This is a genomic window from Thermoprotei archaeon, from assembly GCA_038881895.1.
Lineage (GTDB): Archaea > Thermoproteota > Thermoprotei > Gearchaeales > WAQG01 > JAVZOV01.
Genome location: JAVZOV010000001.1, coordinates 262359 through 277600 on the forward strand (window position 1 = coordinate 262359; position 15242 = coordinate 277600).

Annotated in this window: 12 protein-coding genes; 5 read left to right on the forward strand and 7 right to left on the reverse strand. The window is 35.1% G+C overall.

The window, feature by feature from the left end:
* Positions 1-10: 10 nt before the first annotated feature.
* The 3 genes from QW128_01400 to QW128_01410 are packed head-to-tail and all read left to right on the forward strand — an operon-like array spanning position 11 to position 3213.
* On the forward strand, positions 11-574 hold the full coding sequence (locus tag QW128_01400; GenBank protein MEM3832242.1) for a KH domain-containing protein: 564 nt from the start codon (positions 11-13) through the stop codon (positions 572-574).
* Positions 575-2128, forward strand: a complete 1554-nt coding sequence (locus QW128_01405; GenBank protein MEM3832243.1) for a DNA topoisomerase VI subunit B — start codon at positions 575-577, stop codon at positions 2126-2128.
* On the forward strand, positions 2125-3213 hold the full coding sequence (locus tag QW128_01410) for a DNA topoisomerase IV subunit A (GenBank protein MEM3832244.1): 1089 nt from the start codon (positions 2125-2127) through the stop codon (positions 3211-3213). The genes QW128_01405 and QW128_01410 overlap by 4 nt, the downstream gene beginning before the upstream one ends.
* Before the next feature lie 10 nt (positions 3214-3223).
* Here the strand turns inward: QW128_01410 and QW128_01415 are convergent, their stop codons facing one another.
* The 4 genes from QW128_01415 to QW128_01430 all read right to left on the reverse strand — a co-directional run bounded on the left by QW128_01415 (position 3224) and on the right by QW128_01430 (position 9856).
* Positions 3224-4441: an FtsX-like permease family protein gene (locus tag QW128_01415; protein MEM3832245.1), complete on the reverse strand. Its 1218-nt coding sequence runs from the start codon at positions 4439-4441 to the stop codon at positions 3224-3226.
* Between the two features lie 10 nt (positions 4442-4451).
* Positions 4452-8030: a hypothetical protein gene (locus QW128_01420; GenBank protein MEM3832246.1), complete on the reverse strand. Its 3579-nt coding sequence runs from the start codon at positions 8028-8030 to the stop codon at positions 4452-4454.
* Between the two features lie 71 nt (positions 8031-8101).
* Entirely contained in the window at positions 8102-8821 is a 720-nt protein-coding gene (locus tag QW128_01425; GenBank protein MEM3832247.1) for an ABC transporter ATP-binding protein, read from the reverse strand.
* Between the two features lie 105 nt (positions 8822-8926).
* On the reverse strand, positions 8927-9856 hold the full coding sequence (locus QW128_01430; GenBank protein MEM3832248.1) for a hydroxyacid dehydrogenase: 930 nt from the start codon (positions 9854-9856) through the stop codon (positions 8927-8929).
* Between the two features lie 409 nt (positions 9857-10265).
* On the opposite strand from QW128_01430, the gene QW128_01435 reads away from it, so the two are divergent.
* Positions 10266-11072: an aldo/keto reductase gene (locus QW128_01435; GenBank protein ID MEM3832249.1), complete on the forward strand. Its 807-nt coding sequence runs from the start codon at positions 10266-10268 to the stop codon at positions 11070-11072.
* A gap of 102 nt (positions 11073-11174) precedes the next feature.
* On the opposite strand, the gene QW128_01440 is transcribed toward QW128_01435, so the two are convergent.
* Positions 11175-12128 carry a hypothetical protein gene (locus QW128_01440; GenBank protein ID MEM3832250.1) on the reverse strand — a complete coding sequence of 318 codons (954 nt, stop codon included), beginning with the start codon at positions 12126-12128 and terminating at the stop codon, positions 11175-11177.
* Between the two features lie 176 nt (positions 12129-12304).
* On the opposite strand from QW128_01440, the gene QW128_01445 reads away from it, so the two are divergent.
* Positions 12305-13114: a hypothetical protein gene (locus QW128_01445; GenBank protein MEM3832251.1), complete on the forward strand. Its 810-nt coding sequence runs from the start codon at positions 12305-12307 to the stop codon at positions 13112-13114.
* 43 nt (positions 13115-13157) lie between these two features.
* On the opposite strand, the gene porB is transcribed toward QW128_01445, so the two are convergent.
* Positions 13158-14054: a pyruvate synthase subunit PorB gene (gene porB, locus QW128_01450; protein MEM3832252.1), complete on the reverse strand. Its 897-nt coding sequence runs from the start codon at positions 14052-14054 to the stop codon at positions 13158-13160.
* Positions 14055-15242, reverse strand: coding sequence for a transketolase C-terminal domain-containing protein (locus tag QW128_01455; protein MEM3832253.1), 1188 nt, complete (start codon positions 15240-15242; stop codon positions 14055-14057). It abuts the gene before it with no gap.

A 15242-nucleotide genomic window follows, 5' to 3' on the forward strand; every position in this document is an offset into this window, starting at 1 on the left:
AGTGAGCAGTATGTATCCCTCAAGGATCGTTATTAGCATTCCTGAAGCTCGCCTTAAATCTATACTAGATAAGGACTCATGGTTTATTTCTGAGGTAGAAAAAACTACTGGAACAAAAATTACTGTAAAAAAGGAAACTGGTGAAATTACAATCGATGTCAGTAAAAATTCTAAGCAAAGCGATATAATAAGGGCGAGAGAAATGATCCAAGCCTATGGACACGGATTCGATCCAAATGATGCATTAAGATTACGTAATTCTGATGTTTTTATGGAAATAATAAACCTTAAAGACTACTTATCATCATCTAATGATATCATCAGAGTGAAAGGAAGAATCATTGGAGCTGGTGGTAAAACTAAATCTACAATAATCGAGTTGACTGGTGCTAGTATCAGTATCAGTGATAATGAAATAGTCATAATAGGTGATTTCGAACAACTTCAAGTAGCTAAAAGAGCCATAGAAATGTTAATTAACGGTTCTCCGCATACCGTAGTTTATAGATTTTTAGAACGCTTTAAGTCAGCTCAAAAAATAAAATCACTAAAAAGTTTAGGAGGTGACACCTGATTGATAGAAGAGAAATACGAATCCATCTCTCCCGCTGATTTTTTCTATAGAAATAAGGAAATAGCAGGTTTTGATAATCCTGCCAGAGCTACATACACAATACTCAGGGAGCTCGTTGAGAATTCTTTAGATTCGTGCGAGAATAACGGAATAACACCAGATGTTGAGATACGTATGATAAGAATTAACGATACTAACGGAGTGCTTACCAGTAAAATATCAGAGAATGGAGACTTATTCAAAATACGTGTTATAGATAATGGTGGTGGTGTTCCTCAAGAACACATACCCTTAGCCTTCGGGCAGGTTTTCTATGGTTCTAAATATAGATTGAAACAAGCTAGAGGATTATTTGGTCTAGGTGGCAAGATGGCCATACTTTATGGGCAGATCACAGCCAATACTACAGTAGAAGTTGCATCTGCAACATTGGGATCACGGTTTGTTCATTATTATGAGTTAATGATAGATATAACAAAAAACAAACCTTTACAACTTAAAAGAAAAATTCTAGAAAATACTGACGGTTGGCATGGAACTATGATAAGTTTCTCCTTTATAGGCGACTATTATAAAGCCAAAAGTCGTATAATAGAATATTTGTGGCAAACATCCATAATACTACCCTACGCATCAATCAAGTTTATTGATCCAGATGGTGTAATGTATGCGTTTGAAAGAAAGACGGAAAGTATGCCAAAGAGACCACGTGAGATTTTACCGCACCCACATGGCGTAGATGTAGAATTATTAAAAAGACTAATAATTAAGTCTAAAGGTATGACATTAAAAGAGTTTTTGATAGAAAATTTTCAACGCGTGGGTCCCAAGAAAGCAGAAAAGTTCTTAGGGTATGCAGGTTTTCAACCAGACTTACGTGTTGAGAAATTAAATCAAGATATGATAGCAAAACTTTCCGCTGCAATGAAAAATTTTAGTGAATTTTTACCTCCTGATGCATCTGGTCTTTCACCCATAGGTAAGGAACTGTTAAAAATTGGCATTGAAGAATCTACAGACGCGGAATTCGTGCATGTTGTTCAAAGGCCTCCCTCATCCTATGAAGGTCATCCATTTATTGTTGAAACTGCAATTGCTTATGGAGGAAAAATACAACCCGCGGGTGAGGGTGAAGTGAATCTTTACAGGTTTGCTAATAAAATTCCACTTCTCTATGATGTATATAATGATGTATCAATGAAAGTTATTAAAAAGATTGATTGGAATAATTATAAGCTTAAAATCTACAACGAACCTATAGCATTCTTCGTCCACATTTGCTCTACAAAAATACCCTATAAGACTGTAGGAAAAGAGTATATTGCGGAGCAGCCTGAAGTAGCAAGAGAAATAGAGCTTGGATTAAGAGAGAATGCAAGATATTTATCTGCATATCTAAGTAGGAAACGTGTTGAAGAAATGAGCCGTACAAGACTCAATGTCTTGAGTAAATATTTAAAGCTCATCGCTAAGTATTCCTCTGAACTTACAGGATTACCTGAACTGGTAAACCTTCCTACTGAGACACAAATAGAGGAGGTGGTAAAACAATGAGTATGAACGAAGATAGAATTCATGTGTCAGAACGATTAAAACTTCTTGGTCTTGAAGTATATAAACAATTAGAATCTGGCATGTATCCTAAAATAAAATTGCCTGTAAGAAGTGTTTCGAACATCATATATGATCAAGAAAAAGGAGTCGTGAAATTAGGAGAAAAAATGTCAATAAGAAGTAGCTCAAACATAAAGCAATCGAAAGCATTCGCAAGATTAATGTGGGTTGCAGCATTTGCAAAAACTAACCTGGTGGATAAAGGCAAATCATGCAGCCTCAGAGATCTGTATTATCACTCGTTCAACGATGAAGTGATCAAATTTGATGAACAAGATGAATCAGATAATGTAGTCATTGAACTAGAAAGTATATTAGGCGTACCACGTGAAACATTTAACATTTTACCTGAAGAGAAAAGTTCAATCTTCGGTGATTTAATGATTGAGTACACAACGCCTGAGAGTCACGCAGGACTAAGAGTAAATCTAATGTCAGATCCAGATGGCAAAAACATAGGACTTTCTATAGCAACAGCAAAATTCATTGAAACAAGCGCAAAAATGGTTATAGCTGTAGAGAAAGGAGCCATGTTTAGAAGATTCATAGAAGAAGGACTCTACAATAGATTGAATGCGATTCTTATAGATACTGGAGGACAAGCACCAAGGTTTACTAGAATTGTCATAAGAAGATTACATGAGGAATTAGGACTACCAGTTTATATTCTTACAGATGCGGATCCGTGGGGAATGCACATTGCTAGAGTTATCACATCAGGTTCAGCACAAGCAGCTCATATACCATTTCTGGCAACACCTAATGCTAAGTGGATAGGAATTTGGGCAACAGATATTAAAAAGTATGAGCTACCCGCACTTAAACTGAATGCTATTGACACACAACGTTTGACAACATTAGAAAGAGATCCTAGATACAATGATGGTATATGGGCAGAGCAACTTAAGTCATTCAAGAAGATAGGACTAAAAGCTGAACTTGAAGCCTTCAGTAAATATGGCTTAACAGCAATAATAGATCGTTACATATTAAAGAAAATAAAGAATATAGAGAAGGATATTTAAATATTAACTACTACTCATATTTAAGTGCGATAGCTGGTTGTATTTTTGATGCTCTATAAGCTGGTATAAAACCTCCAACTACACCAACAACTATAGCCATACCTATGGATCTCAATATTAGATCAGTAGTTATTAAAGGTCCCGCTTTTATTGTTATTGATTCACTTACTCCTCTAATTACAAATGAGCCTGTTGAAGAAAGAACATTAGCTCCAATGGTTCCGATTATCACACCTACTATACCTCCCAGTAGACTCATTAAAAGTGCTTCAGTTGTGATTAACAGTAGCACAAGCGCATTGGAATAACCCATTGCCTTAAGTACACCTATTTCTTTGCTTCTTTCTATCACAGATGTAAACATAGTAGCCATCGTACCAGTAATCGCCACACTAAATGCTGATGAAGACAAAGCAAAAAGAAGAAAATTTAATGTATCCACAACCGAATTAATTATATTAGCAATCTGCTGAAATGCAAACGTGGTTACCAGATCTTTATATTTATTTTTTATTCCATCAACCACATTCACTACATGTGCACTATCAATTGCAACAACGAGTATACCGCTATAATTATTCATTGAGAATAAGGAACGACCAGCCTGAAGAGGTAAAAACAATGTAGAATCAGGGTTAAGGACTAACGCATTACCGTACTTACCCAGTATGCCAGAAATTCTTACATTAATATTCTTTATTTCTAAATTACTACCTTTTGAAATAGCAATTTTTATTCCCACAGAATCACCCACATTAATCAGCCTATTGTTATCCTTATATGCTATATCGTGACCTAGTATACCCGACGTATATGATGTGGGACTGGGAATAACACCACTTTCAAATTCTAAACTAGGAACAACTTTAAATAATTCACTTAGATTTGTTGCATAAATTGAAATAGTGAGTTGAGATCCATCGGATCTTTTTATCACACCCTGAGAAGTATAAAACGGTATTGCTGTTTTCACGTAACTTAATGATTTAAGAGCATTAACTGTATTATCAGTAAAACTATAACCTTTCTCAGGAAAAACTACTATAACATTCTGACCCAATGACGTGAGACTGCTTACTATAGTTAACGAATACCCTTGAGTTGTACCTATTATTGTAACCATAGCAGCAGGACCTATAGCTATTCCTATTATGGTTAGAATGGCTCTTAGTTTCTTCTCAGTCAGTGTAGAGAAAGCAAATCTAAAAATATCAGTAATCCTTATCATAAACACTCACTCAATGTTTTGTTTTCTTGTACAAGATATAGATCATGTACCCGCTTACTGATAGAAATATAACGGTAGCTACAATTATTAAAAGCTCATACATATTTGGTAAAATAAGACTTGGCGTCTGCGTCTGTATCTGTGAAGGTTTATGCGTAATATTTAGGGTTATTGGATAACGTTCAGTAGTTATTTCATTAAAGACATTCCTAAATCTAATTACAATATACACAGTTATTTTATTTACAGTTATATTATTTATATTGGCTGATAAACTTATTGGTACTTGTGAACCAACGTCTACATCGCCCACAAATGTATATGAACTAGGAAGCGTGACTATATCACTACCTTCCAACCATGCTTCAACATTTCCAGCCTTATAAGTTCCTAAGTTAATTAATGTTGTCGATACTGTTACCATGGCACCTGAATAAACAGGTTCTGGTTCGACTGTGACATCGATGAGTTTTATTTTAGCAAGACCCTCTATAAAAAGAATAGCTGTCTGAGTAAAATTATGCCTGAAACCTGCAGGATCAACAAAAGTAATCGAAAGCACTATTGGTACTGATCCTAGATAATTGATTGATGGATTTACGGACACAATCCATGACACAGGTACTTCTGAGTTAGGCCCAATTACAGGTATGTATTTTACAGTTGATGATATTGAGATTGGTGCCTCTGTGTTGGTTATCGCAACATATACATTATAAACTGACGATGAACCATTATTCTTAAAGTATATATTAATTTCTGCAGTTCTATTACCAACTAATAGTTTAGATTTTCCTTCAACAACTTGAATAATATTTGATGAACCCGGTAACCAAAAGATTCCATTAACTATGACATTCCTAACAACATTCCACTGATCCAAAAAATTAAGCTTTATGATTATCGGATAATAACCTGGAACCACATTTTTGCTAATAGATACTGAAACAGGTATTGCAAGAAAATCTCCAATACTTGCCTGTGTTACCTGCTGAGGAACCGCAAGCTGTAAACTAGGAACGGGTGTACGCTGTAATAAATTCTGAACCTGATTTATAGAAGTAAATATATAAGGTGTCGCATTTAAAATTCTCATTCCAGTTGTTGTGGAGTTAAAACCTTCTGGTAGCTGAACCTCTGCAATAATTCCCTTCAAAGTTGGCACCTCTGTATTTCTGACAAGAACAATTAATGTAGCTCCTACATCACCTGGATTAGGGGCATATCCAACCCAGTTATATGTGATATATTCAAAACCTTCCAATGAATTCACACGTAATGTTACCTCTTTTTCTTCACTAACTTTTAAATTATTTCCTCCACTCAATAAAACATAATCAATCCTTAAAGATGCAGCATATAATCCGGGCATCATGTTTGGATCAACATTTATATTAAAACTTGCAGATGCAGTCTGCCATTGTTGTATTGGGCCTGCTATGTATGATTCTATCCCATTAACTCCTGGTGTAAATCCCTTAGGCAGAACGAGCTTTAAGTGAACACCTGCGATCGAAAACGGTGCTTCATTGTTTATAACTAAATTAAATGTAGCGTTCTGAGTTCCAGGATATACAGGATAATTATTAAGCCAACCTGAGCTAACTATACTAACATATGGAGGCCCTGAAGGTGGTTGAGATACGTATAACATAGAAGCAGACTTAACATTTCTGTATATTGTAGCACCATAAATACTTATAAAATATTTTATACTTACCGAGAACATATAAGATCCTGGAATTGTTTGTGGTGATATATCAAAATATAGAACAGCAGAAGCAAACGAACCTGAAGGTAATGTAGATGCAACGCCAGTTGAATTAATTATTGGTATGAAAATTTCAGGAGCGGAAACACCTATTTGAACAGCCTGCGCTGTATAAAGTCCAACATTAGCAATTTCAATTGTTAGAGGCACATTTTTAGACCCTGGATAAACTGGATTAGGAACACCTGTCCCCCAATAGGCATTTACCATGTGGATTCTAGTATCAAAACCTTTAGGATCCATTATGTAGAGTGGTATTGAGAAATTCATTGACCCAACAGTATTTGTGCCTGAGGGGTTTACGCTAAAACTTAAGGTCAAATTCGCAACATAATTCCTTGGCAATATGGCATCACTAATGTTCATATAAAACCTAATTGTAAACATTGAGCCTGGTGTAACAGGTCCGGAGTCTACACTAATTCCAAAGACTGTAAATCCTTGAGGTAGGAGTAACTTAGGTTGAAAACCTGAATATGTGTCTTCTCCCCTATTTACAAAAGTAATTAAAAGCACTATATATTGTGATCCTGGTAGAGCAGGTGCCGGGTTTCCATTATAAGACCATTCTACGCTCACTAGATCTATAGGGGTTATTAAGTCATTAACATAAATCGGTATAATAAAATTATCCATTGCTATCAAATCTGTGTTATCTATTGAAACTACTGATATGATAATAAGTCTAGCATAATAGATGCCAGGCTTTGTAGAATTGCTCACATATATCGGGCTAAAGTTTAAAGTAATACTATTTCCATAATTTAAGATAGCAGTAGATGTCTCATTAATTACGTTTAGAGCATAGGCATTAGTGAAACCATTCGGGAGAATTATTTGTGCCAACATATTACTTATTGTGTAACTTCCCATGTTTTGTACCGTTACATCTAGTGAAACTCTCCTGGATCCAGAATAAACTTTTATGCCACCATCCCATTGAACGTTAACAATCTGTATTCCTGCGCTTGAATAGTTTCCTATCACTAATGATAAATTGATCACGTTTGTGTATACGTTGGTGGCTCCTCCATACCCGACAAAAGTAGAATTAATCATTAGTTGTTCTACATAATTACCAGGCATACTAGCAAAATCAATTGAAATACCGGTAAACGTTAATGTAAACATGCTACCTTTATTTACTTGCTGTGCACTGCTCATGACTTTATTGGGACTAAATGGCTTTTTTAGAGTGAGCTGAGCCGATATACTATTTATATTGTCAGTACCAATATTTCTAAGAACAACATTAAGCCCAATGTTTCTTGCACCAGGTGTTGCGTTAACTACAGTACCTCCAGTTGTTGACCAGTAAACACTAATAATTTGAAAGCTAAATGTTGGAAAACTACTAACAGTCATCGGGGCTTTCATAGTAAAATTACCACTCGAAAATGTAGAGTTAGTGAAATTTAATGTTAAGTTACCATAATAAGTACCAGGAATCAAAGAGCTAGCTATATTTAAGAAATAGTCAAGTTCGAAGACCTCTCCCTTGTTTATATTATACCTTATAGTATTGTTTGTTGATATGTAACCAACAGCACTTAAAATCTTTTCACCGTTTATGCCAGAAAATCCATAAGGTAAACTAAGATATCCAACAACATTAACTAAGTTTGAATAATTATTTCTAATGAGAACAATAAACTTCACGTTACTACTTCCAGGGTAAACTTTTTGGGGATTAGATTGAGAACCCCATAATGCAGACACTAATGTAAAGTTACTCGAAGCAAATACAGCTTGAAAGTATAGCGGAACCTCTAACAGAATAAAAATCATTAAAAATGTAATAATAAATTGACTTTTCACTTTTACTCAGATTAATAACTTCCGGATAAATTTAAATTTTTATGTTTGTTTTCATAAAATATAATAGAAGATTAACGTTTACTGTAAAGAATGCTTTTAGTGGGGTCTGGTTTCTCTTCACCAACGATTATACCATCTCTGATCAATACTATCCTTTCACTACACATGGCAATTTCAGGATTATGTGTAACCATGATTATTGTTTTACCAGTTTTATTAAGTTTTATAAATGTCTCCATTATTATCCTAGAATATCCCGAATCAAGATTACCAGTTGGCTCATCTGCCAATATTATTTCTGGATTACCCACGATAGCTCTTGCTATTGCCACTCTTTGTTGCTGACCACCTGATAATTGTGTAGGCTTTTTGGTAAGCCATGTGAGATCCCCACCAACCATAATTAATGCTTCTTTTACCATCTCAATCCTCTTACTTCTAGGAATCCCTCTTATTATTAATGGTATTTCTACATTTTCTAGAACAGTCATTCTGTTAATCAGATTATATTGTTGAAAAACGAACCCTAATACTCTGTTTCTAAATCTAGCAAGCTCATTAGCATTAAGACTATCCACTTCAACACCATTTATAATAACAGTTCCAGATGTTGGCTTATCAAGCAATCCTATAATCTGAAGTAGCGTGGTTTTCCCATGACCTGAGGGCCCCATTATAGATAGAAATTCCCCCCTTCTTACCTTAAGGTTTATATTTCTTAATGCCCAAACCTCTGGTGCTTTGGGTAATCTATAAACCTTTGCTACATTCCTTAACTCCACAATGTTCATTTCAGCATATCTTGAAATAAATATCGGTTAATATATTTTTTAACCGCAGAGAAAAATGATCCTAAACAAGTTTTAATCCCGTAATAAGATAAGTATTAAAAGTTTTCACTTCTTAAAGAAATTTATAATGATTCTAGCAGCTTCTACTGATTCTGCTTCCTGTGTTTCTATCGTTTGAGCTCCTATGTGCGGAGTAGCTATTATATTTGGGAGAGAAAGTAATTCAAGCTCCACAGGTTCTTTAGGAGGTTCAACTGAAAACACATCTAAGGCGGCACCAGATAGTTGACCATTCTTTAATGCCTCGAGTAAAGCTTTCTCATCAACAACTTCACCGCGTGCTGCATTAATTAAATATGCTCCACGTTTCATAATTTTTATCGTATTAGCATTAATTAAGTGTCTAGTCTCAGGCAATAAAGGTACATGAAGTGTGACTATATCACCAACCGAAAGAGCTTCTTCTAAACTGTTAGCAAAATCAACGCCAAGACTTTTCGCAAAAGTTTCTCTACTTCTATCTACATCATAAACCACAACCTTTGCATCAAACGCCTTAAGACGTTTAGCAACTTCATAACCTATCCTTCCAAACCCTATAATACTTACCACCTTACCACGAACCTCATGACCCATAAGTTCACTCTTACTCCATTTACCATTCCTAAGATCATAATAACCCTTACCAATACCCCTCAAGATGCATATAATCAAACCAATAGTTAACTCAGCAGCAGCAACAGAAGGAGCTGCAGGAGTATTAAATACAGAAATGCCTCTTTCCTTCGCAGTATTCAAATCTATATTATCAAGTCCTACACCCGCACGCACTATAATCCTAAGTTTACCAGAATTTTCTAAAACTTTTTTAGTAACCTTAGTCCTTCCTCTTACGATTAATCCATCATAATTACCAATAATTTTAGCAAGACTGCTTTCATCAATTCCCAATAAAACATCAACGTCAAAACCATTCTCTCTAAGCAATTTCAGACCACTTTCATAAACCTGGTCAGTAACCAGAATTTTAACCATTTTCAACACCACGTAATACAAAAACACAAATAAATATAAAATAAACGCGCTACATTCATCAGAATAAGGTTTTCATTCCACGGCCTCAAAGATAAACCACAGGAGTATCTTAAAATTGACTTCAGTATCTTACGATCACGACGATAAGAAAATAAACTTTAGTTCTGTAATGCACAAGTATTACAATGTTTCTCTACATGGAAATTAGTTCTTTAAAAGATGAAATTTCTAAAGCGCGTAATGACATAATCAGTACTTAGCTCGGACTGAACCTGGATTAACAGGAGTCATTTTAATCAAAACACTGAGAGCATGTTCATAAAATAAAGGATTTATTCGATTTTTCATTATTATTTAATTATTTGCGTTAATTTTAAAATATAAGTTTTATAAAGTATTGTGATAAAAAATGTGGTATTTGGATGTCTCAGATCGTAAACCTTTAGGTAGAACAAGAGAAACAGTACCTGCAGTTGGTATTGGGACATGGGGTATAAGAGATTTTAATAAAGCAGAAGAGGCTTTAACTAAAGCTATAGAGTTCGGGCTTAATATGATAGACACTGCAGAGATGTACCATACAGAAGAACTTGTAGGCAAGGTTATCAAAAGAGTTGGTAAAGAAAATGTCTTCATAACTACTAAACTTTTACCTGAACATTTTTCAGATGTTAATGATGCATTAAATGCTGCACGCTCGAGTCTTTCAAGGTTAGGAATTAACACTGTCGATCTAATCTTAATACACTGGCCTAGAGCCTTTACACCAATCGGAAAACAAATCAGAATACTAGAGGCTATAGCTAACGCAGGATATACTAGGTACATAGGTGTGAGCAATTTTAACGTCAGTCAGCTTGCAAAAGCAATACAATCAACCAAAAAACATGAAATAGTAGTAAACCAAGTTAAATATAGCGTGTTAGATCGAACGATAGAAGATAACCTATTACCATACGCTATAGAGCATAGTATAACAATACAAGCATACACACCATTAGAGAGAGGTAAAGTTTCTAACAATAAAATCTTATCCGAAATAGGTAAAAAATACAATAAAACGCCAGTACAAATAGCGTTGAATTATCTTATCTCTAACCCCATGGTGACTGCAATACCAAAAACAGAAAAAATTGAGAGAGTATTAGAATTTGAAGGATCATTAAGATGGAGACTTACGAAAGAGGACATAGAATCCATCAGAAGCAAAATATAGTAACGCTCAATCAGCTAAATACAGGAAAAAAGCTTTCTTGTTGAGCTTTTTGTAATGTTTTCTTTTTTAGAAAAATTTTTGTAGCATTTTTATTTTTAATGTTTATTCAATGACTTTTAGAGCTTCACTTATTTTATTAAGAACATAGTTTTGCCAAATGTTTCTTTCATATTTATTTCGTAAATCTTTTGGTAATATTCCTCCGGCTATGAACAGATGCCCCCCGCCTTCAAAGAATTCGGCAATTTTGTTACATTTTATAATAGTGTTTTCTTTTCTTCTTAATATCAGTGATCCATCAGGGAAAACCACAACCCCTAGATCACTGTTATCTCTTTCCATTATAATATCCAGTGCTTCTGAATAAGAGATCAGCTTACTTGAAAATCCAACTGAAACAATGTAATTGTTAATTTTCTTACTAACGATTGTTGGTTTTAGTTCATTAATTGCTTTCTTTTTCATAATCATATAATCTTTCCAATCTCTGTTCATTTCATAATCCCACAGAATTCCTTGAGCAAATTTATAAACTAACTTTTTAAGTTTCTCTTCATTTTGTGAATAGTTATAGAATGTTATTATATCAGTTAGTAACAATGAGATCGGATAAAGGTTTAAGTGAAAATCTGTATCTTTGCCAATCTCTGCGAGAATATCGTAAATTTTATCATCATTACCAAACTTTTTTCTCATCAGCTCAGATGCACAGTACGATGTATTTATATAAATCTCAGCGACATCTGATATAGATTTTTTCACATTCTCACGCCATTGATGATGGTCTATCCACACAATTCTCCAACCTTTATCTTTAAGCCTACTAAATGCACTGATTATTAATTGACTGACACTTTCCATTGGCATGAAATCTGTTATCACGATAGTACCTCTGTCCTCCTTTAACATAATCTCATTAAAAATATTCAGCATGTTGGCTATTTCATGTTCATAGTAATCAATTAAAAGGATTTGCGCACTAGGGTTTGCTCTTAAATATATTGCTGCACTCATTAACCCATCGCAATCTCTTTTATGTGAAAAGATATAATCCATTTAGATCTAAGTAAAAATCATACGACTTATTTAAAACTTTACTGCTAACACTTTAATTGAGAGATTGAAGGTTTGTTATCCAGTGTGAACGACGAGATATTGTTAAAAATTTAAACCGATTTAATTATTTAATCATTAACTTTAAATCTATATGAAACTTTAAGGCTTTGAGAAATATGACCAGCGAAAGAACTGAATCTAAAGCCTTAATGGTAGCGCTGACCTCTATGAACGCTGTTTTATATTTTGCTGGATCTTATGTAACGTCATATATTGAAAGTCCTTATGGAATAGGGCAATTTAGACCTGCAGTAGTGATACCATTCTATTTTGCAGTTGTGTTTGGACCTTATGTGGGTGGCGTAGGAGCTGCCATAGGTACTTTACTTGCCAGCATCTTAAGGTATGGCCAACCATGGTTAAGTCTTGTATCGGGTACGCCTGCCAATTTTATTAGCTTTTATTTAGTTGGTCTACTCCTCCATAAAAAATTCTCATGGACTAGGTTCATATTAGTGGCAATCGTGACATCTTTAATAGGGAATTCCATAGCTGCTCTAGGAGTTTTATTAGCAGCATATATTGGATTATATCCACCAATTCAGTTTGTTACCATGCTTCCTTTTTATTCACAACTTGGCTTTGTAATAGGTTTAACATTGTTTTGGTTCATTACAATGTCACCTTTTACTCTATTTCTTATACCGATTTTATTAAAATCAACAACTGTATTCTTGCCAGAGAACCTTGCAAAACAATTATCGTCTATTAACATCGAAAAAGAGTATAAAACATTAAGCATAACACTATTAATTATAGGCTTTCTCTCTTTAACGACCAGTTATGCAGCAACTTCATACCCAAGCATTTTAGGAGCTGCCAGCAGAACCACTATGGAGGCTATAAAAACACTTTTCCTAATTATAGGAGTGGCATTCGTTATTACGAGTATAATACTTCTAATAGTTGCAAAAATTAGAAGGTAGATCATAATCCTGAAGCATTTTTGCACTTTTTTAGTTTTTGTTCTTATTTAGTTTTAGCTAGTTGCGCATAAGTCTCCCACTGTTCATCAACCCATTTTTGTAATATTTTTATATCATCGTCGGTCATGCTTGAAAATCTACCCTGTACTTTTATGTACTGCTCTACTGGTTTTCTTCTCTTTTTATCCAGGAGCATCTTGCTTATTCCTGTTAATCTAAATTCTCCATTTTCTATCTCATATAATGGCCATAATCCTGTTTCTACTGCTAATTTTGCTATTTCGACTGTTTTGTCTGTAGGAATTTTCCATCCTGGTGGACAGGGTGCATGTAGATGTAAGTACTTTAATCCTCTATACGTTTTTGCCTTTTTCAATTTATCATAAAAGTCTATAGGATATGCTATTGATGCTGTTGCAACATAAGGTATTCTGTGTGCTGCCATTATCATTGGAACGTCTTTTTTGAACTCTCTTTTTCCAGTCCATGTGGTTGTCGTCCATGCTCCGAAGGGTGTTGCTCCACTCCTCTGAATACCTGTATTCATGTATGCTTCATTATCATAACATACGTAGATGAAATCATCACCTCTTTCTGCTGCTCCACTAAGTGCTTGTATTCCTATGTCTGCTGTTCCCCCATCTCCTGCCCATACAAGGACTGTAGTTTCTTTATCTCCTTTATATTCTAATGCCGCTGCTATTCCCGATGCTGTTGAAGCGGCTGCAGCAAATGCAATGTTTAATAATGGTACTCCTATTGAAACATACGGGTATGGACTTTGTATTATTGATGTACATCCTGCTGGTACAACCATTATTACTTTTGGTCCCAATGCTTTTAGTGCCATTCTTAATCCTATTGTAAAACCACATCCTGGACATGCTGCGGTGCCCGGTAGTAGGTATTCTTCTCTAGGAATTTCTCTTATTGATGTCATTCAGAGCACCTCCCTTCTAAGGTTGATCCATTCTATACCTGGCTCTTCATCTTTTTCTAATATTTCATAACCTCTCTTGAACATTGATATGAAATTTTGGAGTGTTATGTCACGTCCTCCTAGTCCTGCTATAAACCCGTGCACTAGGGGTTGTTTTTTCATTGTTTGAAATACCCCCTTTACTTCGTTCAATAATATTCCACCTATTCCTGGTGATAAGTTTCTATCTACTACTATGAGAACTTTTGAATTGTGTGCTGCTTGTCTGAGTTCTTCTGATGGGAACGGTCTTATTACACGTAATCTTATCACACCGGTTTTGTATCCTTCTGCTCTAAGTATATCAGCTGCCTCTTTTGCATCACCAGACGGTGATCCTATTGTTATCATGTTTACATCCGCATCTGTGCACTTATAACAGTCTATCAGATCTCCGTGGTATTTTCCTGTGAGTTTTGCCCATTGATTCGCTGCATCTTTTATTACTGATTTTGCGTCTGTCATTGCTTTATAAAGAAGATACCTGAACTCCATATACCATTCTGGATATGTAAGGCTTCCATGCGTTATTGGGTTGTTTGGATCTAGGATAAATGATCTTTTGCTTTCTTGCGCAAGAAAATTGTCCACAAGCTCTTGGTCCGGTATCTCAACTGGTGTTGTTGTGTGTGAGAGTATGAATGCGTCCATTCCTATCATAACCGGTAATAGAACGTTTTCGTTTTCTGCGATTCTGTATGCCTGTATTATTGTATCAAGGACTTCTTGATTATTTTCAGCCATGAATACTATCCATCCAGTATCTCTCTCTAATAGTATATCCGTATGTTCATCCCAAATACTCCATGGTGGTGCAAAGGCTCGAGTCACTACTGGCATTACTATTGGCAATCGTGCTCCTGAAGCCCAAATAACCATTTCATGCATGTATGCTAATCCGTGTGATGATGTTGCTGTGAATGCTCGAAGTCCTGTGGATGCCGCACCTATGCATGCTGCGAGTGCGCTATGTTCTGATTCAACCCTAATAAATTTTGCGTTTAATTCACCGATTTCTACCATTTGTGCTAATCGTTCTACTATAACAGTTTGTGGTGTTATAGGGTATGCTGATATGAACTGAACTTTTGAAAGTTTTGCACCATAGGCTGCTGCATGATTACCATTTATAACTAATGTTTGCGCCAT